We start from the raw sequence: 26,229 nt of genomic DNA on the forward strand, positions 1-26,229 counted from the left end.
ATATGTCGCTAAAGTGAAAGTCAAATTCAAAGTATATGGTGCCGGATTGATCTTCCTGCTACTGGGTGGGACAGGTGTCCACTTCGCTCAACCCTGTGACCTCTGATAAACCGATAAAAAAGCCTCTTTTTGAGGCTTTTTTATTTATTACTAATCCACAGGGAGCAGGTCATTTACTCAATGGCATTATTTTTGAAACAAAAATATAGAAGGACTCCAAAGAGTCCTCTCAGTATGGCTTAACCTGTTTTAATTATCTTTTATGAACTGGTTAAAGGATTCAGCAAATTTATCATTGTCTTCGTTCTTACCTGCCACATATTCTTCAAGAATTTTCTTGCCAAAATCAAGAACATCCTGATCATGTCTTATATATCCTACTTGAGCATTATCAAAGTAGATTTTCATTAATTTAAGGATCTGGTTCTGGTTTAAGTCTTTGTATTTAGAAAGTTTCTCAATTACTCTATGAGTTGTATAGAAATTAGGAGATTCTTCGAGATCCTTGATTGTGAGTTCTACTTCAAGGCCGGCAAGATTTGTTGCTTGTGGGAAGTGGTCTTTGATGAACTCAGACAAACGAGCATACATGCGCGGCTCAGACTTTTTCTTTGTCTTCCATTCATGCTTCATGTACTCATTCATATCACCTTCAATGAAGGGACTTTTATAGTCAGAGTCTTCGGTGATCAGGTAAAGATCCTCACCTTCTGGAATCTCTCTCAGCAAGCATTCCCAGTTAACCGCGTCGCCGTAAGATTTGTTCTTACCCGGTGGATTGCCGAGATCATAGCGCAGCATACCTTTCTTGAGCGTTTCTTCATCTGCCTCAATTATCGTAGCTACTTCAAAAATCCTTTTAATGACAATATCCGCAGCTAAAGTTTCAGTCCTGAAGTGTTCCTGAATATCACTAAAGATTTTGTTCTTAATTTTGTTTGATTCAGCGACAGCCTTGTTAAACTCTTTAATATCATCATGCTGCCTGAAGATGTGAGGAAGACCGGGTTTGTAGTCCTTCTCAATATCTCTGATGTTGTCAGCTACAACTTTAGAGCGATTGCGCCAGAACTCATTCTTTAAAAGTGCTGGAAGCCAAAGTTTAAGGCGTCCGTACTTGTGTAATGCAAAAACCTTGTCCAGCTCGTCTAACTTGTCCTTACCCATACGGTAAAAGTCTAGGAATAGATTGGTATCAATGAAGACGTTCATCAGATTTCCTTTCCATAAACATGATAAAAAATACACTACCAGACAATTCTTCACCACGCATCAGATATCAGATAGTTTTCATAAAATGCTCACTACCTCTGCCTATAGGTGATCCACTCCCTATGGATTCATACATAATGCTGTTAACATAGCTAACTCTTCGCTCACAGCAGACGTTGAACTATCCAGTAGCATGACTGGAATGATTGTCGTCTAATACATTGTCATATTCTGAAAAGTGCCAAAAACACTATCCACCAGCAACTACAATTTCCGACAAAACACTTCCCATCTTGGTTCCAGATAGTCTGTGTTGACCGGCTTCTTAGTTGCCAATAACTGTTTCCCTTCAAGTTCGCTCAGATCTTTATCTTCCTTAAGGACCCCAGGAGAAAAATGAATACGCAACGTCTCAGGGTCAACCGCACACATACCCGAGTCAAAAAGTCGGTGGATGTCAGCACGAAGCCACAAACCATTACTCCAGTGGTCAAAACCAGCCTTGCAGTGCTCAATGAGGTGGGCTGCTTCTCCCCTACATTTAGTGCGTACGCCGGTAACAACACATCTATTCAGACAGTTTTGACGAACAGTATTGCTAAACTTCATCTGATCTGGCCGGGATGCTGAGCCATAGTAGCGATTCCCAAAACGTTTGGCTGATACGGTCTCATCCAGAACGTCACTGAGAGAAGACAAATGTTCAGCCCGTAGCACCTTCAGACGAACCTCCCAACGAATGCCATCTCTTGCATGTTGAGTTGTAACTCGAGGGTCATCATCGGGCCATATTGCAATACCCTTTCGCTTCACTGCGAGCCTTAACTGGCGGGCGTCTGCATTGGTCCCCGTTCCTTTTGTCTGCATAAAGTGGTGGACGCTATTAAATTCCTCATAGGCTTCTGATCCACCCACAGGGCGAACTAGAACTTTGTCCTTAATATCACGGGGCAATTTATCCATCGTGTTTGTATCCGTCGCCATAATGAGATACCCATAGTTGGTTGATTTTGCAACTATGTACCGCATTTTCCTGCGAAACCATAGCCACTAGTTTATTTTTTGACGTCGATCATCCACCACAAAAAGGATCGCTACGGCTTCTCCTCTTTTAAAATCCCGTACATATGTTCTTCTAAGTTTGAAGGCAGGACATCATTAAATTCGTCGAACATGTGAGGCAACTCGGGAGAGTCCTCTTTATCATGGAGATCATCTCCGGGCATAGCTGAAGGTTCATCGATAGGTAATGCTGTTTTGGATTTCTTCTTCAAGTCTGCTTTTTTGGCTTTTCTACGTTTCTTCTCGGCTGCGTTGATGTAAGTGAAATCGTCAGAACAAGTCAGGGTGCGAGCTCCAGGAATAACATTGTAAATTTGAGCCTGAAGGCGAAAGAAAGCCAGATAACCTTTGCGGTTGTTTTCGAATCTTGATTCTTCTGATGAAACCAACGTGATCGGGTCTGAAAATTGACCAACATCAGTTACTCGGTCTGGCCTGCGGATCAGTAGCCCACTTTCATCTGGAACATATGGCCGGGATGCATCCTTCAGGCAATAGTACTCAACCAGCTCGCCTGATTTATTTTCTTTGTTACCTGATTGCAGCCACTTCTTGTAAATATTTGATGAGACTAAGCCGTCGATCCGACTGTCTGGATGCTTTTTGAACAAGAAATTCACCAGATAGAATGGCTCGAATCTCGCATTTATCAGTATTACACGCGAATAACCACAGGCGGCTTTATAAAGCGGATCGGCAATTATTCTTTTCCTCAACAAGGAAAAGCGTCGTTCGAGTTCAGTCAGTTGCAGTCTGAAACGAGAGTCATCCTTTTCACGAGAAATATTCTGTGACAGCTGACCATCACGCTCATCGAAAGGTAAATGGAAACTGAGAGTCAACATTTCGACCTGCCTGTGCTTTTTTAATATCCTAATGAAGCTCTCACTCAGGTAAGACAATGCCTTTTCCTTTTCAGATATTGCTTTCTCCAGTTTGTCTTTCCATTTTTTTTCTATCAACTCACTTTCTATTGGCCGAGAATCTCGAAGCTTCACTTTTGGCCTTCTGAACTCTCGTCCATCACTGGTAGCCTGATTTAGGTATAGCTTGTCCAGTAGATCAAACATTCTGAAACGAGACAGGCGCTTTTCGTTCTTACTGGACTGTCCATCACCCTCCATACGCTCGAATCCAACGAAGAAATATTGATGGCTGATATCCCCCCATTTTTGATTGGATCTCTCGTAGGCCAAGTCTTCCCGGCGTAAGTCAAACACTCTAAAATCATCCTTTAGGCCTGCCATCCCTCGCTCCTCCCAACTCGCTGCAACATTGAAATTGTCACTCGACCCAACACAAAATTCACACTTCAACTGTACGAGTTTTGACGTTTATCATGGTTGTTTTTTAGTATGAAACCGTTCCATTTTAATACAATAAATCGCCGTTTTTTATGATGTATATCGTCGTTTTTTAATTATTTACTTCACTTGCAGATGCCGTTTCCACTGGGTTTATTGCCCTAAATGCTTTGTATACAGCCAGCGCCGTCTCTTTCTGGCCTATTTGTTACAGCAATATAGCGGAAAGTGGCTTAGAAACGACTCTTTTATGCTGCTGAGTTAGGTCCTGGGGGAGGGCCTATAAATGGTAAGATTTTTAAAAATCATCTGGTCAAGATGGGCGAAGGTATCCACAAGGTTAACGCCATGAGATGAGCAAATGCTCCTGCCTCGAAATACATGAATCTCGAGGCCGAAATCATTTAATTAAGGAATAAAATGATATTTTATAGAGAAGCACTTTCGTAACCCTCCACACCCAGGAGCGATGCCCGAGCACGGCAATCTGCAGGGTACCGCGATATTTACCGCTCTCCTGCACCCATTTCAAAACTGATTCCAATGTCCATTCCCATGACGATTACACTCACATGGAGAACAAGACATGAGCTACCACGACACGACCGATATCAATCTCAGCTACGTTCAGCACACAGCCCTGAACCGAAAACTACGACGACATCAGGACCAGTTATTCGAACGCTATTCCAAGCTACTGATGCTACGGGTGGACTTCTCGTACCTCCAGGACAGTGATTCTCATGGGCAGGGAGATATTCATTCAACAGTAGCGGATATCACGTTACTGATTCAACGCAGTGGGGATATCAACGGGCTGGTAGGTTACGCATGGGTACTGGAACAAACCGAACAGCACGGTTATCACATCCACGCCGTGTTTTATCTCGACGGTCAGAAGCATCGCCAGGTCTGGACTGTCTTTGAAGCACTCAGGGACACCTGGAAGTATGTGACGTGGGGAGAAGGACACACACACCGTTGTGAGCCTAAAGAGCATTATCGCGTGAGAGGAGAATGGGTGACCTCTTATGACGACGCCAGGGGCCGCAGAGGTATGCAGTATATCCTGAGCTACCTCAGCAAGCAGGCACAGAAAAGCTTGGGGGTTATCTGCCAGTTGAGTGCCATCCCTGCCCCACGAGCAGCAGGCAGGCGGCGGAAAGCCAGTTAAAAATTACGCCGATGCCACATCGTTTGAAGGAGTCTGCGTTCACCTTACCTGGCTCCTTCTCCCATTCACTTAAGGAGAAAAACGATGACCACACCTGCCAGCCTTCTTAACGACAAGTTCGTCGATATGGCATTTATTACGCAACTCACTGGCTTAACCGATAAATGGTTCTACAAACTGATTAAAGACGGGGCGTTCCCAAAGCCCATTAAGCTAGGTAGAAGCTCCCGCTGGCTTGAAAGCGAAGTGGAGGCCTGGCTACAGCAACGCATTGCAAAATCCCGTCCGTAATCTATCGAACGCAATAACATTCCCCACCTGATTTAAACTCCACCAGTCGTATGGCCTGCACTGCTGCCCTTCCCGGGACGGCTTAGCCCTGAGCGTCATCCGGCAAAGGACCAATACTATGTACGCAAAATCTTTTATCGCCACTGATGGTAATCAACGCCTCACGGGCGCGGTCACTGCACAGCTTAACCCTTACAACCGCTACTCCTGCCACCTTTGCGGCAGCGCTCTGATATTCCACCCGGAATGGGGTAATAACCGTCCGTGGTTTGAACACACATGGGAAGACCTGACCGAGAACGGACGTCACCACTGCCCGTATGTGAACCCGGAGCCGAAAGAAGCGCGGCGGATACGCATGCTGCGTCGCTATGTGCCGGATGTCTTACCGCTTGTGCGCAAGGCCGAATGGCACTGTTCTGGCTGCGACTGCGATTATCACGGTGAGCGCTATTGTCTGACCTGCCGTACCGGTGACCACAGTACCGAACGTTACGCAGAATGAGCCTGCGTTATCTGCCACTTGCTATCGGGATCCCATGACAGGATTTACACCATGCAATTTAGAACCATTCGTACCGCCCTTGACCACGAGGGCGAAGTCACTTACATCCGGGACCTGACTCCGCGTTCAAGGGGGCTCTGGTTCTGCCGTTCCTGCAACAATCCCCTGCGTCTGCACTGGACGCATGACAGCGGCGGTTATTTCGAACATGACCTGGAAGACGCTGACGAACGCTGGTTAAGGCATTGTGCGTACCGGATCATTGCCCGGGATAAACCGGTATCCGCTTTTGACCAGGCCGTGAATGCACTGATGGAACGTGATGATGTGTCAATAACAGCACCTTCAGACAGAGATTACTTCTGCATACTCTGCCAGCGTGAATATTATGGTATCCGCTGCTGCCCGGCGTGCGGGCAGCATATCTACAGCACGGAAATGAAAGACCTGGATACCCTGACGATACCAGTTAAATTTGCGACATAAGGGGGGTGTTCTCGCCGTAGGTTATGCAGAGAGAAAGCCTGACATACCGGCATTTCTACAACAGGCGATGGCGCATTATCCACGGCTGGCAGAACTCAGCTTTACAGTACTGTAAACGCACAGTGTCGCATAACTACACCTTTTATCGATCGGCACCAACGATCAATATCTGAAAACTGATCTATCAAAACGATTATCTTTCATGCCCCCTGCCTGGTTATCCTTGTCTTACATTGCACGCAGAAAAGCCTTTTATTACGGTTAGTTATCTAGCCGAGGCTTGCTGCATCCATTTTCCTGGTAACCCAAATCATGAGGTCACAAAGGCGCGGAAAGATGAAGAAATGTGCACGTTGCAACAAAAAAAGAAGCGTCCTTGAGCGGTGGCTCTCACTCGATAAAGAATTCTGCGACGAGTGCTTATTTGATATCGCCCAAGAAATCAGGGAAAGGCGGATTATCCCAATCAGACACCTCAAAGATAGCAACGAAGAGAAGTCGTAACTCGATATGAAGAATAAAATCGATGTCAGCGTCATCATCCCTGCTTACAACGCCGCAACGACTATTGGTTGTCTGGTCAATAAAATCCTCAGTGAAACCCGCGTGGCTATTGAGCTTATCGTTGTGGATGACGGTTCTACCGATGGTACCGCGAACGTTATACGCCAAATCAAAGATGAGCGGCTCGCTCTTATTGAGCAGGCCAATCAGGGGGTCTACGCCGCCCGAAATGCTGCTCTAGCCTTGCACCAAGGAGAATGGGTTATATTTCTTGATGCGGACGACGATATAGCAGATGGGTTCATTGAAAAACGATGGCAAGCAGCTACTGCGTCACAAGCCGACGTCATGATCTTTAATGGCTGGCATTCTGGTGCTGACCACCATCGAAGAGCAGTCCACCGAAAGCAGCAATATGGGGCGACCCTGTCAGGTCATGAGTGGATTAGACAGTGCGTTACGCGCCGTGAATGGCCGCATTATCTTTGGCTGCAGATGATCAGAGCATCTTATATCAGACAACACTCACTGCGCTTCCAGTCCGGCAGGAGCCATAAAGACATTCTGTGGACAGTTCATCTTGCGGCGAGCAACGGTCGGTTCTGCGTATTGGATGTTAAGGACTATATCTATATCAGCAATAAGACCTCTATCACGCACCGGCCGGATTACTACGATGTTCGTGCGTTGAGCTATATCGAGGTGATTGCGGAAGTCATCCGACTGGCGAGCCTTGACCAAAACAAAAAAATAAAGGTGTTTTTGTACCGGCACGCACTGGTGGAAGCGCGTCATTTTTTGGGGTTGTATCGCAATCGCGTCCGGGATAAATCGAGTGTGAAGTATAGCTTTGAGGCAAAGATCACACTCGGCAGTTTATTCCGAGGCATCAACAGTTTTAGCGATGTTTTTTTCTTTATCAAATTGGTAAGCAAGCTGTTCTAAAATTACTATCAAGCATAAGCTTCCACTCGTAATTCCCTGCTTCAGGGTTGTTACTTTACCTATCAAACCACCGGCATGGTCTCAACGCTTCCAACTTGGTAAACTCTTACCCAATTTCTCACGCGACAGGCAGCATTTCAGCACTGGTGCTTGTTACCCACCCTGTCGCGTTCTCAGTATTGTTTTCACCGGACACCATATGGCTATCAAGAAGAACGAACTTTACTCCTCCCTTTGGGCGAGCTGCGACGAGTTGCGTGGCGGAATGGATGCTTCACAGTACAAAGACTATGTGTTGACCCTACTGTTTATGAAGTACGTCTCTGACAAAGCTAAGGGCAACCCTTACGCGATGATTGAAGTGCCGGAAGGTGCAAGTTTCGACGATATGGTTGCTCTCAAAGGCAACAAAGAAATTGGCGAAAAAATTAACAAAACCATCAGATTACTGGCTGAGGCTAATGACCTGAAAGGTGTTATTGACATTGCCGACTTCAATGATGAAGACAAGCTGGGTAAAGGCAAGGAGATGATCGACCGCCTTTCCAAGCTGGTGGCAATATTCGAGGGGTTGGATCTATCAGCCAACCGCGTTGATGGAGACGATCTGCTGGGTGATGCCTACGAATATTTAATGCGTCACTTTGCTACAGAGTCAGGTAAATCAAAGGGGCAGTTTTACACCCCGGCAGAGGTGTCACGCATTCTGGCGAAAGTGATTGGCATCAGTAAGCAGACACCACAGGATGCTACCGTTTATGACCCTACCTGTGGTTCAGGGTCACTATTATTGAAAGCCAGTGACGAAGCCGGTCCGAAAGGACTGACCATTTATGGCCAAGAGATGGATTATGCGACCAGCGCACTGGCACGTATGAACATGATCCTGCATGACAACGCCACCGCTAAAATCTGGAAAGGTAACACCCTGGCCGATCCACACTGGAAAGATGGCAACGATAATCTGAAAACCTTCGACTTTGCTGTAGCTAACCCCCCTTTCTCCAACAAAAACTGGACCAGCGGGCTAGATGCTGCGAATGATACTTTTGACCGTTTTGTCTGGGGGACTCCACCTGAAAAGAACGGCGACTACGCTTTCCTGCTGCACATCATCAAGAGTCTCAAGAGCACAGGTAAAGGCGCAGTGATCCTGCCTCACGGCGTATTGTTCCGGGGCAATGCCGAAGCACGTATTCGTGAAAATCTGCTCAAGCAGGGTTACATCAAAGGCATCATTGGCCTGCCCGCTAACTTGTTCTACGGCACGGGTATCCCGGCATGCATTATCGTCATCGATAAAGAAGATGCTCGACTCAGAGCGTTCAATGCTAATGGCGAGAGTCAGCAAGGCATCTTCATGATCGATGCCAGTAAGGGCTTTATTAAAGACGGCAATAAAAATCGCCTACGCGCCCAAGACATCCATAAAATAGTCGATGCATTTAATCGTGAACAGGAACTCTCTCGCTTCAGTCGCATGGTACCGCTGTCAGAAATTGCAGCCAACGACTTCAACCTCAATATCCCTCGCTATATCGACAGCAGTGATCCTGAAGATCTACACGACCTTTCTGGTCATTTGGTTGGAGGCATCCCCGATCGCGATATTGATGCTCTCAGTGCTTACTGGAAAATTTTCCCAACTTTACGACAGTATCTGTTCGAACCATCCCGGCCTGGCTACAACAATGCTCGAGTCGAAGCGGGTAAAGTGAAGAGCTCTATTCTGGCACACCCGGAATTTACTGCTTTCAGAGCAGGGGCACTGATACCATTTGAGAAGTGGTTTGTGGGTTGCCAGCTTGAGGAAATTGCTCGTGGTGATTCTCCAAAACAGTTAATAGAAGAGATTGGCGAGCGACTCCTCGCTGCCTATGCTTCTGAGTCCACAACCGGTGCCCCGCTACTAGAGAATTACACCATCTATCAATTACTAATGGACTATTGGATGGACGTCATGCAAGACGACGTTTATGTGCTGAGCCAGGATGGCTGGCAGGCAGGAAAGGTATTGCGTGAGCTAATTGTGGAAAAAGGCGAAAAACTCAAAGAAACACCAGATCTGGTGATTGGTAAGAAAAAGTATAAGGCTGAACTATTACCACCAGCCCTTGTAGTGGCTCGCTATTTTGCTACCGAGCAGCAAGAGCTCGATCAACTACAAGTCGCTTATGACGAAGCTGTTCAAGCGCTGGAAAACTTCCTTGGAGAGAACAGCGGCGAAGATGGGTTACTTGCTGATGCAATGAACGACAAAGAAAAAGTGACCGCTGCCAGCATTAAAGCACGACTTAAGGTCGCCACGGATAAAGAAGAAAAAGCAGTACTGAAAACTGCTCAGACGTTGTTTGATGCTGAAACCAAAGCCAAAAAAGCGCATAAGGAAGCACAGGAAAAACTGGATCTTGCGGTTTTTGCTCATTATCCAAAGATCACTGATAACGACATTAAAATTCTGCTGGTACAGCATAAATGGAAGGCTAGACTAGCCAGTGCTCTGGAAGCGGAGATTGAGCGTGTTACACAGCGACTGGCTAATCGAGTGAAAGAACTGGAAGAACGATATAGCGCTACTCTGCCTGATCTCACTCAAAGTGTTGCTGAGTTAGAAACCAAAGTTGCGGCTCACCTTAAAGCAATGGGGCTGGAATGGGCATGATTCTGGAGCTGTGTGAAAAAATGGAAGTGAACGGAACATCTAGACTACAAATATCGGTTCCGGAGGGTTGGGAGTTAAGATTACTTGGAGAGCTTGCCACCATTTTTTCAGGGGGAACTCCTAACCGAAAAAATCCCGAATACTGGGATGGTGATATTCCATGGGTTACTACAACTCTAATAGATGGTGGTGAGATATTTGAAGCCAATGAACTCATCACACAAAAGGGATTAGAAGGATCGTCTGCTAAGTGGTGTAAAGCTGGTACCATTTTAATGGCGATGTATGGTCAAGGAAAAACTCGCGGTAAGGTTGCGCTTCTAGGGATTGATGCAACGATAAACCAAGCATGTGCCGCGATCGAATTAAGCGAATCGTGCTCTAGGGAATATGTTTTACATCTCTTGATTTCAAAATATGAACACATTCGAGAGTTGAGTAACTCTGGGGGGCAAGAAAACCTAAGTAGTGGAATTATAAAACATTTAGAGATTCTTCTCCCTCCTCAAAAAGAACAAATAATCATCGCTAATGTGCTCTCCGATACCAATGCGCTGATTACCGCACTTGAGAAATTAATCACTAAAAAGCAGGCCATCAAATCCGCAACCATGCAGCATTTACTGACTGGCCGCACCCGCCTGCCTCAATTTGCTCAATATCCAAATGGTACCCTTAAGAACTATAAGTCCAGTGAGTTAGGACTAATTCCTGAGGATTGGGAAGTCGCTCGTCTAGCACAGGTGGCAAAAGTTATAGATCCACATCCTAGCCACAGAGCTCCACCAGAGGAGTCTTATGGTGTTCCTTTCGTAGGCATTGGTGATTTGAATGAATCAGGTGAACTAATCAATTCTGAAGTAAGAAGAGTTAATCAAAGTATTCTTCAAGAACATTCAGAAAGATATAGCTTACATAACCGGCCGATCGGTCTTGGTAGAGTTGCTTCGATTGGTAAAGTCATCCGTTTGCTTATAGGTAAAGAGCCTTATGCCATTTCACCAACATTAGGTGTAATTGATGGTTTCGCCTGTACGAATGATTTTTTATTTTATTATTTGAAATCAGAGTCTGTAACAGAGCAGTTTGGCCAGGTGATGAGTGGTTCCACTAGATCCTCAGTTGGCATGAACGTCCTAAAAGAGATATTAGTCGTAAAAATATCCAGTGAAGAACAAATCTCCATCGCTGGCATTCTCTCAGATATGGATGCTGAAATCGGGAGGCTGAAACAGAAACTGTCTAAGATCCGCGATATAAAGCAAGGAATGATGCAACAACTGCTGACCGGTCGTATTCGTTTACCAGTGGATCATCAACCATGAAACATACCCTTGATAAGACAGTTCTGTCGGTCAAGGGTCTATTGAGCCTGCCTGACGTAACCATTCCGGCCTATCAGCGTCCTTATAAATGGACGGTCAAAAATATAAGCGAGCTGTTTGCCGATATTAACAGTCATCTCGATAAATCGGCTTATCGGCTGGGCTCAGTAGTGTTTCATCAGCCTGAGAGCAATGAAGAACATAGACTGGATATCGTCGATGGTCAGCAACGAACTTTAACATTAATGCTGGCAGTATGGGCCATTATCGAAACCCGACTTGCTGAGTTGGAACGTCAGGATTTGCAGGAAGCGTTAACCCAGCTAAAGCCCTCCGTTGAAGGTTTTATGGGACGGCAACGCTTTGCCAGTCAGGTATCGGAATACAATCTATACCAGAATTATCAGGAGCTAAAACGTAGGGTTAGTCATCGAGAATTCAGCGAGCAACATATTGATTTTCTCCTCAACCGCTGCCAGGTGGTGGTCTTTGTGCTGGCTGACTTGTCTGAAGCCTTTCAGTTTTTCGACTCACAAAATGCCCGTGGTCGAGATTTGGATCCCCACGATCTACTTAAGGCCTTCCATCTACGTGAATTCGCCCCCCATGAGGTTGAACTGAAAGCTGCATCCGTTGCTCACTGGGAAGGATTAGCTAGTGATGATTTATCTAATCTTTTCGCATCCTATCTCTACAGAGTACGTCAGTGGTCACAGGGGAATTCAGCTCGTTTCTTTGGTAAGGATGAGGTCGGCTTATTCAAAGGGATTAATCTTGACCAGATTGGTCAGTTCCCTTATGTGGAATCTTTGCGCATGGCTCACCATTTTGTGGATGACTATAACAATCAGTATCAGCGCAAGATTGATGGCCAGAAAATGCGTTTCCCTTTCCATCTTGATCAGATGATTATCAATGGAAGACGCTTTTTCGAAATGGCGGAACACTACCAGCAACAGGTATCGGCAATTATCACCAGTGAGCATATCAGCACTCACACTCAAAAGTCGTTAATGATGCAGGGCACAGTCCTTGGTGAAATGGCAACCCGGATACTAAGAACGTTAAATAGCTATAGGAATCGCTATCGAACAGGGGATCAATATATACGCACTATGTTTGATTGTGCTCTGATCTTTTATATCGACAAATTTGGTGGGCAGTCCTTATCTGCAGCGATTGAAAAAAGCTTTATCTGGGCTTACAGATGCCGAATCCGACAGCAGGTGGTACAGCTAGCGACTATGGATAAGTACGTGCTGGAAAATAATCTGTTCCGGGTAATCAAAGAAGCCAGAGTACCTGGTGATGTGCTATCTATACCATTACTCACAATTCGGGCTTCAGAAAATAATAATAACCGCCGTACCGGTAACCATGAGCAAGACGAGCTGGTGAGGTTGTTCAAGGAGATGAACTACTATGAGTAATGCACAGGTAACATCCTTTACGGTCAGATCATTGCTGGGCGATGCATCTCGTTATCTTATCCCCATGTACCAGCGTAACTATGCCTGGGGAGAAGGTGAGATCACTCAACTTGTGCAAGACATACTCGACTATCAGCAAAAAAGCCTGCATAGCCCTCTCCCTCAAACTTACTACATCGGTACGTTGGTCGTGTTCACTCGTCCTGATGGGCAGTCAGAGATAATCGACGGACAGCAGCGTTTCACTACTCTATCCCTTCTTGCTAACTGGTTAAAAAAACATGCCGAGTCCACGTTAGATATGAGCTGGTACCAAGGGATTAACTTAGGGTTTGAGAGCAGACCTAAGTCTGGCGAAACCTTTGCTCGACTCTGGCAAGGCGTGGAACCGCATAAACTGCGGAGCAAAGAATTTAATGACGGGCTGATCAACGGCTATGAACTTATTGGCAAGGTACTACGCGACTTGAAGCTGATTGGTGAGTCATTAAATCATTTCTGTACCTACCTTTTCGACCATGTACAAATTGCCCGAATAGAAGTGCCTGCCGATACTGACCTCAATCATTTTTTTGAGGTGATGAATAACCGTGGCGAGCAACTTGAAAAACATGAAGTGGTGAAAGCGCAACTGATGGCTGTGCTCAACGAGATAACGGACCAGCAAGCTCGGCAGAGCAGCCTGAACACCCTCTCACGAGTTTGGGATGCTTGCTCCAACATGGAACGTTATGTCCAGTACGGTTTTACACCAGCCGAACGTCATCAATTATTTGGGCAGGAACATTGGGGGCAATTTGTGCCCACTGATTTTAATTCCCTGGCTGACATGCTTATCCCATCGGCTTCAGAGCTTGGCACAAGAGAAAACCAAACAAACCGCACACTGGCTAACATTATCAAGTCATCTTCAACCTTCAGTAGTGATAGAGGTGAAGAAGATGAAGGTAGCTCAGAGCGTTTTAATAGTGTTATCAATTTCTCCAACTTCCTGCTCCATGTTTTGCGTGTCTGCAGCAACATAGGCAAGAACAGAGTAGATATTCCGCTTGACGATAAACAATTAATCGAACAGTTCGAACGTCGGCTGTTAAAGCAGAATGACCCGGTTAAAGCAGTACAGGATTTTGTCTTTGCACTTCTCAAATGCAAATATCTTTTTGATCAGTTCGTGATAAAACGAGAGTACGCCAAAGGTAGCGATGGCTGGAGTTTGAAGCGCCTGCGTTGGTATTCGGAGAAGAGTACCAGTTATACCAATACGTTTAATGAAGATGAGGGTAACAATACCAGCATCAACCGACAGATTTTGATGCTGCTTTCCGCATTCCACGTTTCAACCCCTACTCTGGTTTATAAACACTGGTTGAATGGAGCTTTGTACTATCTGTTTAATGCCCATTCCGCTGAAAACCAGATAGATGCAAGGAAGTACCTCGGGTATCTGGAGCATCTCGCCTCCGCGTTTGTCTTTCAAAACTTCCTGGCAGAACAAGAACCAAAATCATATTTTGAGATTATCTACGGTAAAGAGCTACATCTCCAACCTGCGGTACTGTCGGACAAGATTAAGAAGAAGATGCGCTTTGGGATGATAGCAAACAACCTGGTATTCAATTACCTGGACTACTTACTCTGGTGTCGTGACAGAAATAAAGCTGAAGTAGTCAAACGTTTTGAATTTACCTTCCGGAGTTCAGTAGAGCATTTCTATCCCCAGCACCCCATGGATGGCTATAGGACATTACCAGATACATCGTTGCATACCTTCGGTAATCTCAGCCTGATTAGCCACAGCAAGAATTCGCGACTGAGTAATTTCCAGCCAAAACAAAAGCAAGAGCACTTCGAAGCGAGTCTTGAACGGAATGAAATTGATAGTCTGAAACTGCTCGCCATGATCGAGCTGATGAAGAAGAACAATCAGTGGGGGGAAGAAGAAATCGCCACTCACGAAGCGGAAATGCTGGCAGTGTTAACCAGTGCAGGTGGTAGTGATAGCGAATTTAGGGAGATGTTATGAACAGTGTTGGTCAACGTGAACGCATAACACAAAAACGTGTTATCCAGTTATTCACCGATCATCTCGGTTATCACTTTCTTGGTAACTGGCACAAAAGAGAAGACAACCGCAACATCGAGCCAGGCTTAGTTTCGGCCTGGCTAACAAAACGCGGTGTTTCAGAAGTCCTAATCGCCCGAGCATTACGGCAGCTGGATCGAGCCGCAAGCCTCGGTGAAGGTCGTATCCTCTATGATGCAAACAAAGAGGTGTATCGCCTGCTACGCTACGGCGTAAAGGATAAAGAAGGTGCAGGTGAGCAAAATCAAACAGTGTGGTTGGTCGACTGGAAAAATCCAGAAGCCAATGATTTTGCTATAGCTGAAGAAGTGACCTACAACGGCGAAAATAAAAAACGCCCGGATTTGGTACTATATGTTAACGGTATTGCGCTTGGTGTCATTGAGCTTAAACGTTCTACAGTGTCAGTCTCAGAGGGCATCCGCCAAAACCTCGATAATCAGCAAAAAGCCTTCATCCGCAACTTCTTCACTACCATCCAATTGGTGATGGCTGGTAATGATTTAGAAGGGCTTCGCTATGGTGTAATCGAAACGCCGGAGAAATATTACCTTCAATGGAAAGAAGCCGCTGAATCATCTCACACCAACATGCTTGATCGTCACCTGGCTCAGATATGCAATAAACAGCGCCTGCTGGAATTAATCCACGACTTTATCGTTTTCGATGCTGGAGTGAAAAAAACCTGCCGTCATAACCAATATTTTGGAGTCACTGCAACGAAACCGTTTATTCAACGCAATGAAGGCGGGATTATCTGGCATACCCAGGGCAGCGGTAAAAGTCTGACTATGGTTTGGCTGGCAAAATGGATCAGAGAAAATATTACTGACAGCCGAGTTTTGATCATTACCGACCGTACAGAACTTGATGAACAGATCGAGAAAGTGTTTAACGGTGTGGAAGAAGAGATCCTTCGCACCAGAAGCGGCGCAGATCTGGTGACTCGCCTGAATCAAACCAAACCCTGGCTTATATGCTCGCTCGTGCATAAATTTGGTCGCCAAGAGGGGGAAGACAAAGATGCAGACACTGACGATTTCATTGAACAGATACAACGTAACATCCCTGCCGATTTTAGTCCGAAGGGAAAATTATTCGTGTTTGTGGATGAGTGCCACCGAACCCAATCCGGCAAATTGCATTCGGCAATGACAAGTATTTTGCCAGATGCACAATTTATCGGTTTCACCGGTACCCCACTGATGAAGAAGGATAAGAAAAAGTCAGTGGAGGTCTTCGGTCCTTATATCCACACTTATAAATTTGATGAAGCAGTCAATGATGGGGTTGTACTGGACTTGCGCTACGAAGCTCGTGACATCGATCAGCGGGTCAAATCTCAGAAAAAAGTCGACCAGTGGTTTGATGCTAAGACATCTAAACTTTCTCGCCTTGGCCAGCAGCAACTCAAGCAGAAATGGGCATCAATGCAGAAGCTATTGTCGAGCCGCTCGCGACTAGAACAGATTGTCGCGGACATCCTTCTCGATTTCGAACAAAAACCACGACTCGCCGACGGCCGTGGTAACGCCATGCTGGTTTGTTCCAGCGTTTATCAGGCCTGCAAATGCTATGAGATGTTTAGTGAAGCTGGTTTTGCCGGTAAATGTGCGATTGTGACGAGCTACCAGCCAAATGCCAGTGAGATTAAAGGCGAGGAGAGCGGCGAAGGACTGACTGAGAAACTGGCCAAGTACAACATCTATCGCAAAATGCTTGCGGAGTATTTTGAACAACCTGAGGCTGAAGCAGCCAAACGTGTGAGTGATTTCGAAAAAGAGGTCAAACAACGATTCATCAAAGAACCGGGTCAGATGCGCCTTCTGATAGTCGTTGATAAGTTATTGACTGGCTTTGATGCTCCGTCTGCCACATACCTCTATATCGACAAGAAAATGGCCGATCACAACCTCTTCCAGGCGATATGTCGCGTTAACCGGTTGGATGGTGAAGATAAAGAATACGGCTATATTGTCGACTATAAAGACCTTTTCCGCTCATTGGAAAAAACAGTTCAGGACTACACTGCAGAAGCCTTCGACGGCTACGACAAAGAAGATGTAGCCGGTTTACTGAAGGATCGATTGCAACAGGCAAAAATCGATCTGGATGGTGCTCTGGATGCCGTTCGCACCCTTTGCGAGCCAGTTAAAATGCCACGTAATCAACTTGATTATCAGCATTATTTCTGTGGAGAATCAGGGGCGTCAATAGAGCAGATATCTGAGAAAGAAGCTTTACGTCTGACATTGTATCAATCCGTGGCGAAGCTTATCCGTGCTTTTACCAATCTGGCAGGTGAGCTAACAGATGCTGGTTATAGCGAGCAGCAGGCAAATCAAATCCGCATCGATGTTGAGTTTTATACAAAAGTCCGCGACGAAATAAAAATAGCCAGTGGCGATTTCGTGGACATGAAGCAGTTCGAGCCAGGTATGCGGCAGATGCTGGATCTTTGGGTGGATGCCGATCCAAGTGAAACCCTTATGGATTTTGAAGAACTAGGACTGCTTGAGTTGATTATTGAACGCGGAGAAGAAGCACTGGATGGGCTTCCAGCCGACATGCGTGGCAACCAAGAGGCGATGGCTGAAGCGATTGAAAATAACGTTCGCAGAACCATTGTTGATGAAAACCCAGTCAACCCGAAATACTACGAAAAAATGTCGGTGTTGCTTGATGAACTGATCGCACTTCGTCGTCAACAGGCTATCTCCTATCAAGATTATCTAGAGCGTGTACGTGAACTAGCGAAGCAGGTTAAACATCCGCAATCCGGAAGTAAAAGTACTTATCCAGCAAGCATTGATACCCTTGCCAAGAAAGCGTTGTATGACAACCTCGGGCAGGATGAAGTGTTAGTTATAAAGATAGATACTGCAGTACGTCACACTAAAAAGGCCGACTGGTATGGGGATCGTTTTAAAGAGCGCGAGATCAGCTTTGCTATCGCGGAAGAAATTAAAGGTTATTCAGTGACGGTCGCGGATGTTATGGCTCTGGTGAAGGCACAGAAGGAGTACCGCTGATGCCGTTGGTTACCTTTGGTGAACTCACTCTTGATTTGCAGCGTAAGCCAATCAAAAACTTGCATATCAGCGTACTTCCTCCGGATGGCCGAGTAAGAGTATCAGCTCCCATCTCTCTGTCAGACACAGCTATCAGGATGGCTGTTGTCAGAAGGCTAGTATGGATCCGACAGCAGCAAGCACAATTTCAGGCTCAGCCGCGCCAGAGTGAACGAGAAATGTGTAGTGGCGAAACACATTACCTTTGGGGAAGAGGATATCGGCTGGATGTAGTTTTAGTAGATAAGCCCGTTGAAGTGAAACTTCAGGGTGGTTGGATACGTATGAAAGTACCTCCACATTATGATACGGCCCAGCGGGAAGCTGTTCTCAACCAGTGGTATCGCGGTATTTTAAAACAAAGACTGCCTAAGTTAATGGCAAAATGGCAGCAGGAAATTAAAGTTGAAGCCAGTTATGTTGGCATCAAGCGAATGAAGACTAAATGGGGTAGCTGTAACCCCCAAACCGCACGTATCTGGATCAATCTCGAACTGGTGAAAAAACCTCCTGAATGCCTTGAATTCATTGTGGTTCACGAGCTAGTTCATCTACACGAACGCAAGCACAATGAGCGTTTTATCGGCCTGATGAGTATTCATTTGCCAAACTGGCGTGAACACAGAGCTAAGTTGAATAAAATGCCCTTGGCTTATAATCATTGGTCATATTAAAGCCAATATATTTAATTAATAATATTAAAAAAGCTAGTACCGATAGGTACTAGCCAAACACTTAAAAATGGATATACAATTTCATATCTTTTTCTAAAGAACGAAGTTCTTCTTGTAATTTTTCTTGTTCATAGATTAAAGAGTATAGATCAATATCTTGAGTTTGCTCTTCACGCTTTACATATCTGGTAATATTGAGATTATAGTCATTATCCTTAATTTCACTAAAGCTGACAACGCGTGAAAGATTTTCCACATCATGTCTTTTATGATAAATATCAGATATTTGTTCAATATTTTCGACGGTTAAATAATTCCGTCCCTTTGATTTTAAGAAAAACATAGTTGAGTCAATAAACAATACATTTGAATCATTTCTATTTTTTTTGAAAATCAAAATCACCGTTGGTATATTAGTTGACAAAAATAAACGTTCAGGAAGACCAATAACAGCATCCAACAGATTCTCTTTAATTAAATTCTCTCTAATCAAAGCTTCACTTGCACCTCGAAATAAAACCCCATGCGGGGCAACAAGTGCCATCCGCCCTGTCTTATCTTTCATAGATGCAATCATATGCAAAATAAATGCATAATCCGCTTTGGATTGTGGTGGAATTCCTAGACCAAACCGACCAAATCTGTCTTTTAATGCCTCTTCATATCCCCAATTGGATACTGAAAATGGTGGGTTTGAAAGTACAACGTCAAACTTTTCTAGTTCGCCTTTAGAGTCATGAAATTTAGGATCCAGCAGGACGTCGCCCCATTTTATGCTACAGGAGTACACACCATGTAAAAACATATTAATACAAGCAACATTCCATGATGACTTCAATATCTCTTGGCCATATAATTTATAATCCTGAAACTGATTACGATATGCTATTTCTTGCATAGCTCTTAATAAAAGTGAGCCAGTGCCGCATGCTGGATCATAAATCGAATCACCTGGAACGGGTGTAACCAACTTAGATAACAATACCGAGACGCCATATGGCGTATAAAAACCACCACCTCTTAGACCTGCATCAGATGCAACTTTCTCAAATAAAAAACCACATATTGCCTTTATTCTATCATGGCCATTATTGTAACTATTAAATTGAAAGACTTTAGAATTGAGGGCATGCATTAACTCACTTAAAAAAGCCTCTCTCTCTTTACGAGGTCCAAGCTTGTCAGATGTAAAGTCTATATCTCTAAAGACATCTCTTTCACATTTGTAAAATTTCTGAAAAATAACTTCATCATAATAGCTGAGTGCCGTATTAACCCTTTCACCTATCCCTCTATCATTAACACCTGAATATATATAATTGAAACTCATATCCTCAGGGGTATTAGACAACAGCACCTTTAATTTCAAGTCATCATCAACCACTCTATCTTCATGGATATCACATATTAAATCAGATACATACTTTAGAAATAACAAAGAAAGCATGTAATCAAGAAACTGTATAGAATCCAAACTTCCTTTGTAAACACTGAATATGTCCCAAACTACATTTTTAATTTCTTTATCATCAACTGTTGACATAGTTAATTACCTTCTTTAAGCAGTTTGAAGCAAATATTGAGGTAGAGTAAGTTACCATTATTGATAATCTTCCTATGAATATCCCTTTGCTTTTCCCAGTTATTTTTTATTCTAACGACATTATTTTGAACCTCTATAGGAGGCAATTTAATCTCCATATCAGAAAGGGTTTTCAAGCTAACTTTAGTGATGTTAGTCCCCTCACTCATCCTGTTAAAATAATCCTGACCTAAAGGTGAATTAATGTACCATTGTAAATAATCAGGTAAAACATCATTCTCTTTGCATTTAATTATTGCGTTTTGATTACTTGTAACACTAGGTAGTTTTTTTGAACCCGTAAACATTCCAGCTGCAAAAACTGGCCCCCTCAAGCGTAAAAGAATGTCCCCGGCCTGGAGATAGTGTTTTTTAGGGTCAACCGGAGGAGATACTCTGGCAAGTTCATCCATACGCAAAAGCCCTTCTGTATCAATATCTTTCGTCTGTATTAAATAACACTTACCATCATCGCCAAGGTCTTTTATAGCCGTTTTAAACGGCATCCCTAAACGGATGTCTGCAATTTCTTCCAATCTAACGATAACGCTCATAGGCTTTTAGGGGAGAAGCCTCTCCCCTCTCCATTAGTTAGTTTTTAAAGTGATTGATTGCTTGATGTTCGTATCACCCGAGTGAACTTCCAAGTCCATTTGAAATGATAAGGCAGGCACAACGTATAAAAGTATTGCTAAAGGTGCCATACGGAGTCTTTTTGCAGTTGCATTTAACAGAGTAGGCTGGTATTTTTTAGTATTCATATTTTTCATTCCTCTTCGATTAGCGATTTCTATCAGAGTAATGAGAGTGAACTGTAGCCCCACTACATGGACACTCCCCTATCGTCGTAGGTAGCGTACTACCTAGCGATAGGGTAAATATACGCACGTGCACACAATATTGCAAGAAGTACATAGTCTACTACGTGAGTAATTGTTCCAGTTACATACCGAAACACGAGTAAAGTCACTGTTTTAATTGAACAATTTTTTTTTACTTTTTCCGAAAATTAAACGGTTCTTCTCTGCTTTCTCGATTGGCATCCAAAAAATCAGCCCACCACTGCAACATCAACCTTCTTTCTCCCAGATGTTCAGCCTTATGGATATAAGCCGCCCGCACAGAGTTACGTTCCTGGTGGCTCATTTGCCGCTCCACTGCATCCCTCGACCACAATCCTGATTCAATCAGAGAACTGCAAGCCATCGTCCTGAAACCATGCCCACACACTTCCATTTTCGTGTCATAACCCATCACTCGCAAAGCCTTGTTCACCGTATTCTCACTCATGGGTTTACGCGGATCGTGATCACCTACAAAAATAAGCTCTCGGTTCCCATTCATGCTTTTGATCTTTTCCAGAATAGCTAAGGCCTGACTCGATAAGGGAACAAGATGGGGCGTCCGCATCTTTGAACCACGTTGAGAATGTTTAACACCTTCCAGTGGTTCACGCTCACCAGGAATCGTCCACATGGCCGTTTCAAAGTCTACTTCTGACCAACGGGCAAAACGCAGCTCGCTTGAACGGATAAAAACTAACAAGGTAAGTTCGACAGCAAGTCGGGTTAATGGCCTTCCGGAATAGTGATCAATGCGATGAAGTAATTCAGGTATGCGGTTAAGCTCCAAAGCCGCACGATGCTGTCTTTTCGCCGTAGCAACCGCACCGGCAATCTCTTGCGCGGGGTTGTAATCGATTAAGCCACTCTGCACGGCAAAGCGCATAATCGCGGTAGTACGCTGTTGTAAACGGGCGGCGACTTCAAGGCGTCCGGATGACTCGACTGCTTTGATGGGTACAAGTAGGTCTCGCGTTTTCAGTTCTGCAATGTTCCGCTTACCAATGGCAGCAAAGAGATTATCTTCGAGACTTTTTAATACACGAGCGCTATGCGATGCAGACCACTTTTGATTGCTGGCGTGCCAGTCTCTGGCAACCACTTCAAACGTTATTGCCTCTTGCTCCTGCTCTACCTTAACGACTTTCTTATTCTCACTGGGATCGACACCATTAGCTAACAGCTTACGGGCTTCATCCCTGCGTGCTCTGGCATCCGCCAGCGAAACCTCAGGGTATTTCCCCAGCGCCAGCATCTTCTCCTTACCGCCAAAGCGATAACGAAGCCGCCAATATTTGGAACCGTTAGGGTGAACCAGCAAAACCATGCCTTCACCGTCAGTCAGTTTATAGGCTTTTGCTTCAGGCTTAGCCGAACGAACCTTCACATCACTCAGAGCCATAGTGAGTATCCTTTCAAGGGTTCTGTGTGGGTACAAACATTATCGAACCGGGAAATACCCGCAGTTGTACCCGCATCAGTAAGTTGATGTAGATTGAATCAGGTTGACTTAGGTTGAGTGAAAAAGCGAGGAAAGCCTTGCAGATACTGGATTTCAGGCACAAAAAAAGACGTCCGTTGACGTCTATTGATGTTCCGATGGTGCCGAAGGCCGGACTCGAACCGGCACGTATTTCTACGGTTGATTTTGAATCAACTGCGTCTACCGATTTCGCCACTTCGGCACTGAAGGGGATGCGGAAACGTTGTGGATTATACCTGTCGCGCGCCGCCATGCAAGCGACGACGCGCTAAACCCGCGCTAAGTGCCCAAAAAACCAGCGCCCTTCGTCACTCCAGCTCAGTCACCGCCAGCCGAATCACCCTCGCAGCCTTCTGCTCCGGCAGCGCCAGCACCTTCGCCCACATCTCCTGCACCATATCGCAGGAGAGCTTCTCTTTGCCCGCCGCCTTCTCCGGCATCTGCAGCAGCTGGATGTCCTCGCCGTACTTATCGGCAAGCGCCTTCATAATCGGCCGGACATCCTCGACAGCCGCCTCACGTTCGGCCTGCGTCACGGTGTGGCGGTTTTTTCCGTAGGCCGCGCGCATCATGTCGGCGTCGGCCTGCATGCGTCGGTTCATCAGGTCTTTATCCAGCATGCGCATCGGGTTCACGCCTCCCTTCACCCTCGGGTAGAGGAAACGGAAACAGGCGTCGTCGCTCACTTTCTGGATGGCGGCAGTCTGCTCCATGTTGATGGTCATGTAGTTCACCACGTTGGCGTCCGGGGCGTTTTGCAGGCGCGACATCTGCAGATGCAGGATCTGCGGCTGGATGGTGTCGATAATCTGCTGCTCCGGCTCGCCCGCTTTTTGCAGGGCGGCCATCTGGTCGAGGATGCGCTGATGCAGCGCGGGCTCCTGCTCCTTAATCACCTGCCAGGCGGGCATCGCGTTGAGGGCGTTATCCATCTGCCGTTCCGGGGCGCGCTGCCTGTCGAAAAACACCCAGAACGCCACGGCGGCAGCCGCAAAGACGACAATCACAATACGGGTCCACGTTTTATTCATCTCGCATCCTTATCCTTGAGTTATGCCGGTTTACACCGGCACGCCGCTGTGGAAGCGAAACTCGTTGTCCGGTGTCGAGATAAGTGTGGCTTCAATTTCGCCAAAAAGCTGTATGCGCGGTGAGATATCGTCGTCGCTCACCTGCTGGGCCAGCGTCAGGTAGTCCTGATAGTGGCGTGCTTCCGAGCGCAGCAGCGAGAGATAGAACTTCTGCAGGTCGTCGTCGAGGAACGGGGCCAGCGCGGCGAAGCGTTCGCAGGAGCGGGCTTCGATGTAGGCGCCGCAGATGAGCTTGTCGATCAGCGTTAGCGGCTCGTGGGTGCGCACTTCCTTCAGCATCCCTTTGGCGTAGCGGCTGGCGGTGATTTTGACGTACGGAATGTCGCGGGCCAGCATCGCCTCGCGCACCTGCCAGAAGTGGTGCAGCTCCTCTTTAATCAGCAGCACCATGCTGTCGATGAGCGCCTGGCCCCACGGGTCGTCGGTTTTAGGCATCACGCTTTTGCCAATCTGCCTGTGCAGGGCGATGAAGTCCGGCTCCGGGCCGTCGCGGAAGGTGAACTGTTCGTAGGGTTTGAGCCAGTCGAGCAGCGCGTCGGCACCGCTTTCGTCGGCGACGTATTTACGCACGAGTAATAGCGCGGTCTGGGCGGCCTTGAGCTCGCACACCATGTGGTCGGTGAGCAGCAGCGGCAGGTTCGCCGGGTCGCGGGCTTTATCAATCCATGCTTGCGGGGTCGGGCACTGGAGGAAGTTGAGTACGGGGGCGAGTATCTGCGGGTAATCCATGGTTCTGCCTTGAAAAAGCGGTGGCGCGCGCCACCGCCTGAAACGCTTAGTGACGCACGCCGTCGTCGTCTTCGTCGACGTAATCTTCGTCGTCGCCTTCTTCGCCGTCTTCACCGTTCGGATCTTCGAAGTAGGTTCCCCAGCCGTCGTATTCCACTTCAAACTTCTCGGCCAGGTTCATCAGCTGTTCGACCTGCGCGTCGATCAGCTCCGCCTTCAGCGCGCCTTCGCTCAGGATATCGCAGCAGATGACGGTGTCGCCCTCTTCCACTTCCAGCTCTTCCGGCTCGGTCACTTCGTAACCCAGCTTGAAGGCTTCCACGGCCATTTTTTCCAGCGCTTCAAAGTCGTCTGCAGAGAAATGGTGTTCGATGGTGTACAGCGCGTCCGGATCGCTACCGTCTTCCAGCAGTTCTTCAATAATCAGACGCGTCTCTTCGCGTTGCTCTTCCAGTAATTCCGGGTTTGCCATGGGTCAATCCTCTTTAAAGTGCGGCAGATACTTCTATTTTCACACACGGACGGGTTTGCCTCCACCTTTGTTGGAAAGATTTGTGAAACGGGGTTGCAAATGAATAATTACACATATAAAGTGAATTTTAATTCAATAAGTGGCGTCCACCATGCGAGGATAAAATGTCTGATCTGCACAAGAAACACTTTCTGAAATTGCTCGACTTTACCCCTGCACAGTTCACTTCTCTGCTAACTCTTGCCGCACAGCTCAAAGCCGATAAAAAAAATGGCAAGGAAGTACAAAAGCTTACCGGTAAAAACATCGCGCTCATCTTCGAAAAAGACTCAACCCGTACACGATGCTCTTTCGAAGTTGCCGCATTTGACCAGGGCGCGCGCGTTACCTGGTTAGGGCCGAGCGGCAGCCAGATTGGGCATAAAGAGTCAATTAAGGACACCGCGCGGGTGCTCGGGCGGATGTACGATGGCATTCAGTATCGCGGTCACGGCCAGGAAGTCGTCGAAACGCTGGCGCAGTACGCGGGCGTGCCGGTGTGGAACGGGTTGACCAACGAGTTCCATCCGACGCAGCTGCTGGCGGACCTGCTGACCATGCAGGAGCACCTGCCGGGCAAGGCGTTTAACGAGATGACGCTGGTCTACGCGGGCGACGCGCGCAACAACATGGGCAACTCGATGCTGGAAGCGGCGGCACTGACCGGGCTGGATCTGCGTCTGGTGGCACCGAAAGCCTGCTGGCCGGAAGAGAGCCTGGTGGCGGAGTGCAGCGCGCTGGCGGAAAAGCACGGCGGGAAAATCACCCTGACGGAAGACGTGGCGGCGGGCGTGAAGGGCGCGGACTTTATCTATACCGACGTCTGGGTGTCGATGGGTGAAGCCAAAGAGAAGTGGGCGGAGCGGATAGCGCTGCTGCGCGGGTATCAGGTGAACGCGCAGATGATGGCGCTCACCGGCAACCCGAACGTGAAGTTCCTGCACTGTCTGCCCGCGTTCCATGACGACCAGACCACGCTTGGCAAGCAGATGGCGAAGGAGTTCGACCTGCACGGCGGGATGGAAGTGACGGACGAGGTGTTTGAGTCGGCGGCGAGTATCGTCTTCGACCAGGCGGAAAACCGGATGCATACGATTAAGGCGGTGATGGTGGCGACGCTTGGGGAGTGATTGACTCCTCTGCGGTCTGGTGCCCTCACCCCGGCCCTCTCCCACGGGGAGAGGGTTCCCCACAAATTAATGCGAGCACTGAGCAATCCCCTCGCCCCTCCGGGGAGAGGGTTAGGGTGAGGGGAACATACGG

General features: G+C 46.6%; 23 protein-coding genes and 1 tRNA gene. 13 read left to right on the forward strand and 11 right to left on the reverse strand.

Features of this window, described 5'->3' with window-relative positions; genetic code table 11:
* Positions 1 to 249 precede the first annotated feature (249 nt).
* The 3 genes from ACOT1A_RS09090 to ACOT1A_RS09100 all read right to left on the reverse strand — a co-directional run bounded on the left by ACOT1A_RS09090 (position 250) and on the right by ACOT1A_RS09100 (position 3,521).
* A complete protein-coding gene (locus tag ACOT1A_RS09090; RefSeq protein ID WP_232926645.1) occupies positions 250 to 1,212 on the reverse strand; it encodes a PIN domain-containing protein in 963 nt (320 codons plus the stop codon).
* Positions 1,213 to 1,476: 264 nt separating this feature from the next.
* Positions 1,477 to 2,196 (reverse strand): HNH endonuclease signature motif containing protein, encoded by a 720-nt coding sequence (locus ACOT1A_RS09095; RefSeq protein WP_232926647.1) that lies wholly within the window; start codon positions 2,194 to 2,196, stop codon positions 1,477 to 1,479.
* 110 nt (positions 2,197 to 2,306) lie between these two features.
* Positions 2,307 to 3,521: a hypothetical protein gene (locus ACOT1A_RS09100; RefSeq protein WP_310864613.1), complete on the reverse strand. Its 1,215-nt coding sequence runs from the start codon at positions 3,519 to 3,521 to the stop codon at positions 2,307 to 2,309.
* Positions 3,522 to 4,164: 643 nt separating this feature from the next.
* Here ACOT1A_RS09100 and ACOT1A_RS09105 point away from each other — a divergent pair.
* The 11 genes from ACOT1A_RS09105 to ACOT1A_RS09155 all read left to right on the forward strand — a co-directional run bounded on the left by ACOT1A_RS09105 (position 4,165) and on the right by ACOT1A_RS09155 (position 18,728).
* Positions 4,165 to 4,752, forward strand: coding sequence for an inovirus-type Gp2 protein (locus ACOT1A_RS09105; RefSeq protein ID WP_232926651.1), 588 nt, complete (start codon positions 4,165 to 4,167; stop codon positions 4,750 to 4,752).
* Positions 4,753 to 4,836: 84 nt separating this feature from the next.
* Positions 4,837 to 5,043 (forward strand): helix-turn-helix transcriptional regulator, encoded by a 207-nt coding sequence (locus ACOT1A_RS09110; RefSeq protein ID WP_048987443.1) that lies wholly within the window; start codon positions 4,837 to 4,839, stop codon positions 5,041 to 5,043.
* 118 nt (positions 5,044 to 5,161) lie between these two features.
* Entirely contained in the window at positions 5,162 to 5,548 is a 387-nt protein-coding gene (locus ACOT1A_RS09115) for a putative zinc ribbon protein (RefSeq protein WP_069324157.1), read from the forward strand.
* A 51-nt stretch (positions 5,549 to 5,599) separates the two neighbouring features.
* Positions 5,600 to 6,034, forward strand: coding sequence for a putative zinc ribbon protein (locus ACOT1A_RS09120; protein WP_368958432.1), 435 nt, complete (start codon positions 5,600 to 5,602; stop codon positions 6,032 to 6,034).
* Positions 6,035 to 6,544: 510 nt separating this feature from the next.
* Positions 6,545 to 7,483 carry a glycosyltransferase gene (locus ACOT1A_RS09125; protein WP_349392717.1) on the forward strand — a complete coding sequence of 313 codons (939 nt, stop codon included), beginning with the start codon at positions 6,545 to 6,547 and terminating at the stop codon, positions 7,481 to 7,483.
* Positions 7,484 to 7,682: 199 nt separating this feature from the next.
* Complete coding sequence (locus tag ACOT1A_RS09130) at positions 7,683 to 10,145, forward strand: type I restriction-modification system subunit M (protein ID WP_310864615.1); 2,463 nt, start codon at positions 7,683 to 7,685, stop codon at positions 10,143 to 10,145.
* Positions 10,142 to 11,470 carry a restriction endonuclease subunit S gene (locus ACOT1A_RS09135; RefSeq protein WP_310864616.1) on the forward strand — a complete coding sequence of 443 codons (1,329 nt, stop codon included), beginning with the start codon at positions 10,142 to 10,144 and terminating at the stop codon, positions 11,468 to 11,470. The genes ACOT1A_RS09130 and ACOT1A_RS09135 overlap by 4 nt, the downstream gene beginning before the upstream one ends.
* Positions 11,467 to 12,900, forward strand: a complete 1,434-nt coding sequence (locus ACOT1A_RS09140) for a DUF262 domain-containing protein (RefSeq protein WP_349392715.1) — start codon at positions 11,467 to 11,469, stop codon at positions 12,898 to 12,900. Before ACOT1A_RS09135 ends, ACOT1A_RS09140 begins: the two co-directional genes overlap by 4 nt.
* Complete coding sequence (locus tag ACOT1A_RS09145) at positions 12,893 to 14,923, forward strand: DUF262 domain-containing protein (protein WP_349392714.1); 2,031 nt, start codon at positions 12,893 to 12,895, stop codon at positions 14,921 to 14,923. Before ACOT1A_RS09140 ends, ACOT1A_RS09145 begins: the two co-directional genes overlap by 8 nt.
* Positions 14,920 to 18,015 carry a type I restriction endonuclease subunit R gene (locus ACOT1A_RS09150; RefSeq protein WP_368958431.1) on the forward strand — a complete coding sequence of 1,032 codons (3,096 nt, stop codon included), beginning with the start codon at positions 14,920 to 14,922 and terminating at the stop codon, positions 18,013 to 18,015. The genes ACOT1A_RS09145 and ACOT1A_RS09150 overlap by 4 nt, the downstream gene beginning before the upstream one ends.
* A complete protein-coding gene (locus tag ACOT1A_RS09155) occupies positions 18,015 to 18,728 on the forward strand; it encodes a M48 family metallopeptidase (RefSeq protein ID WP_310864620.1) in 714 nt (237 codons plus the stop codon). Before ACOT1A_RS09150 ends, ACOT1A_RS09155 begins: the two co-directional genes overlap by 1 nt.
* Before the next feature lie 61 nt (positions 18,729 to 18,789).
* Here ACOT1A_RS09155 and ACOT1A_RS09160 read toward each other — a convergent pair whose 3' ends face one another.
* The 8 genes from ACOT1A_RS09160 to rraB form a co-directional block, all read right to left on the reverse strand.
* Positions 18,790 to 20,271 (reverse strand): type I restriction-modification system subunit M, encoded by a 1,482-nt coding sequence (locus ACOT1A_RS09160; RefSeq protein WP_232926669.1) that lies wholly within the window; start codon positions 20,269 to 20,271, stop codon positions 18,790 to 18,792.
* 2 nt (positions 20,272 to 20,273) lie between these two features.
* Positions 20,274 to 20,864: a restriction endonuclease subunit S gene (locus tag ACOT1A_RS09165; RefSeq protein ID WP_069324784.1), complete on the reverse strand. Its 591-nt coding sequence runs from the start codon at positions 20,862 to 20,864 to the stop codon at positions 20,274 to 20,276.
* Between the two features lie 33 nt (positions 20,865 to 20,897).
* Positions 20,898 to 21,071 carry a hypothetical protein gene (locus tag ACOT1A_RS09170; RefSeq protein WP_158698693.1) on the reverse strand — a complete coding sequence of 58 codons (174 nt, stop codon included), beginning with the start codon at positions 21,069 to 21,071 and terminating at the stop codon, positions 20,898 to 20,900.
* Positions 21,072 to 21,303: 232 nt separating this feature from the next.
* On the reverse strand, positions 21,304 to 22,554 hold the full coding sequence (locus ACOT1A_RS09175) for a tyrosine-type recombinase/integrase (protein ID WP_232926673.1): 1,251 nt from the start codon (positions 22,552 to 22,554) through the stop codon (positions 21,304 to 21,306).
* 198 nt (positions 22,555 to 22,752) lie between these two features.
* Positions 22,753 to 22,837, reverse strand: a tRNA-Leu gene (locus ACOT1A_RS09180).
* Between the two features lie 106 nt (positions 22,838 to 22,943).
* A complete protein-coding gene (locus ACOT1A_RS09185) occupies positions 22,944 to 23,666 on the reverse strand; it encodes a topoisomerase II (protein WP_105322952.1) in 723 nt (240 codons plus the stop codon).
* Between the two features lie 30 nt (positions 23,667 to 23,696).
* Positions 23,697 to 24,455: a tRNA isopentenyl-2-thiomethyl-A-37 hydroxylase MiaE gene (gene miaE / locus ACOT1A_RS09190; RefSeq protein ID WP_023324078.1), complete on the reverse strand. Its 759-nt coding sequence runs from the start codon at positions 24,453 to 24,455 to the stop codon at positions 23,697 to 23,699.
* A 46-nt stretch (positions 24,456 to 24,501) separates the two neighbouring features.
* Entirely contained in the window at positions 24,502 to 24,927 is a 426-nt protein-coding gene (gene rraB, locus ACOT1A_RS09195; RefSeq protein WP_017694625.1) for a ribonuclease E inhibitor RraB, read from the reverse strand.
* A gap of 99 nt (positions 24,928 to 25,026) precedes the next feature.
* Here rraB and argL point away from each other — a divergent pair, with 99 nt between their 5' ends.
* Entirely contained in the window at positions 25,027 to 25,122 is a 96-nt protein-coding gene (argL, locus tag ACOT1A_RS09200; RefSeq protein ID WP_214604162.1) for a putative translational regulatory protein ArgL, read from the forward strand.
* Entirely contained in the window at positions 25,092 to 26,096 is a 1,005-nt protein-coding gene (gene argF / locus ACOT1A_RS09205; RefSeq protein WP_105322951.1) for an ornithine carbamoyltransferase, read from the forward strand. Before argL ends, argF begins: the two co-directional genes overlap by 31 nt.
* The last annotated feature ends 133 nt before the right edge of the window (positions 26,097 to 26,229 follow it).

Origin of the sequence: Enterobacter cloacae complex sp. SYL003 (genome assembly GCF_049236925.1) — a bacterium.
GTDB classification, from domain to species: domain Bacteria; phylum Pseudomonadota; class Gammaproteobacteria; order Enterobacterales; family Enterobacteriaceae; genus Enterobacter; species Enterobacter intestinihominis.

What these genes read in the sequence shown, in the direction of transcription:
- ACOT1A_RS09090 (WP_232926645.1), bottom strand. Translation starts at nt 1,212, where the DNA reads ATGAACGTCTTCATTGATACCAATCTATTCCTAGACTTTTACCGTATG.
- ACOT1A_RS09095 (WP_232926647.1), bottom strand. Translation starts at nt 2,196, where the DNA reads ATGGCGACGGATACAAACACGATGGATAAATTGCCCCGTGATATTAAG.
- ACOT1A_RS09100 (WP_310864613.1), bottom strand. Translation starts at nt 3,521, where the DNA reads ATGGCAGGCCTAAAGGATGATTTTAGAGTGTTTGACTTACGCCGGGAA.
- ACOT1A_RS09105 (WP_232926651.1), top strand. Translation starts at nt 4,165, where the DNA reads ATGAGCTACCACGACACGACCGATATCAATCTCAGCTACGTTCAGCAC.
- ACOT1A_RS09110 (WP_048987443.1), top strand. Translation starts at nt 4,837, where the DNA reads ATGACCACACCTGCCAGCCTTCTTAACGACAAGTTCGTCGATATGGCA.
- ACOT1A_RS09115 (WP_069324157.1), top strand. Translation starts at nt 5,162, where the DNA reads ATGTACGCAAAATCTTTTATCGCCACTGATGGTAATCAACGCCTCACG.
- ACOT1A_RS09120 (WP_368958432.1), top strand. Translation starts at nt 5,600, where the DNA reads ATGCAATTTAGAACCATTCGTACCGCCCTTGACCACGAGGGCGAAGTC.
- ACOT1A_RS09125 (WP_349392717.1), top strand. Translation starts at nt 6,545, where the DNA reads ATGAAGAATAAAATCGATGTCAGCGTCATCATCCCTGCTTACAACGCC.
- ACOT1A_RS09130 (WP_310864615.1), top strand. Translation starts at nt 7,683, where the DNA reads ATGGCTATCAAGAAGAACGAACTTTACTCCTCCCTTTGGGCGAGCTGC.
- ACOT1A_RS09135 (WP_310864616.1), top strand. Translation starts at nt 10,142, where the DNA reads ATGATTCTGGAGCTGTGTGAAAAAATGGAAGTGAACGGAACATCTAGA.
- ACOT1A_RS09140 (WP_349392715.1), top strand. Translation starts at nt 11,467, where the DNA reads ATGAAACATACCCTTGATAAGACAGTTCTGTCGGTCAAGGGTCTATTG.
- ACOT1A_RS09145 (WP_349392714.1), top strand. Translation starts at nt 12,893, where the DNA reads ATGAGTAATGCACAGGTAACATCCTTTACGGTCAGATCATTGCTGGGC.
- ACOT1A_RS09150 (WP_368958431.1), top strand. Translation starts at nt 14,920, where the DNA reads ATGAACAGTGTTGGTCAACGTGAACGCATAACACAAAAACGTGTTATC.
- ACOT1A_RS09155 (WP_310864620.1), top strand. Translation starts at nt 18,015, where the DNA reads ATGCCGTTGGTTACCTTTGGTGAACTCACTCTTGATTTGCAGCGTAAG.
- ACOT1A_RS09160 (WP_232926669.1), bottom strand. Translation starts at nt 20,271, where the DNA reads ATGTCAACAGTTGATGATAAAGAAATTAAAAATGTAGTTTGGGACATA.
- ACOT1A_RS09165 (WP_069324784.1), bottom strand. Translation starts at nt 20,864, where the DNA reads ATGAGCGTTATCGTTAGATTGGAAGAAATTGCAGACATCCGTTTAGGG.
- ACOT1A_RS09170 (WP_158698693.1), bottom strand. Translation starts at nt 21,071, where the DNA reads ATGAATACTAAAAAATACCAGCCTACTCTGTTAAATGCAACTGCAAAA.
- ACOT1A_RS09175 (WP_232926673.1), bottom strand. Translation starts at nt 22,554, where the DNA reads ATGGCTCTGAGTGATGTGAAGGTTCGTTCGGCTAAGCCTGAAGCAAAA.
- ACOT1A_RS09185 (WP_105322952.1), bottom strand. Translation starts at nt 23,666, where the DNA reads ATGAATAAAACGTGGACCCGTATTGTGATTGTCGTCTTTGCGGCTGCC.
- miaE (WP_023324078.1), bottom strand. Translation starts at nt 24,455, where the DNA reads ATGGATTACCCGCAGATACTCGCCCCCGTACTCAACTTCCTCCAGTGC.
- rraB (WP_017694625.1), bottom strand. Translation starts at nt 24,927, where the DNA reads ATGGCAAACCCGGAATTACTGGAAGAGCAACGCGAAGAGACGCGTCTG.
- argL (WP_214604162.1), top strand. Translation starts at nt 25,027, where the DNA reads ATGAATAATTACACATATAAAGTGAATTTTAATTCAATAAGTGGCGTC.
- argF (WP_105322951.1), top strand. Translation starts at nt 25,092, where the DNA reads ATGTCTGATCTGCACAAGAAACACTTTCTGAAATTGCTCGACTTTACC.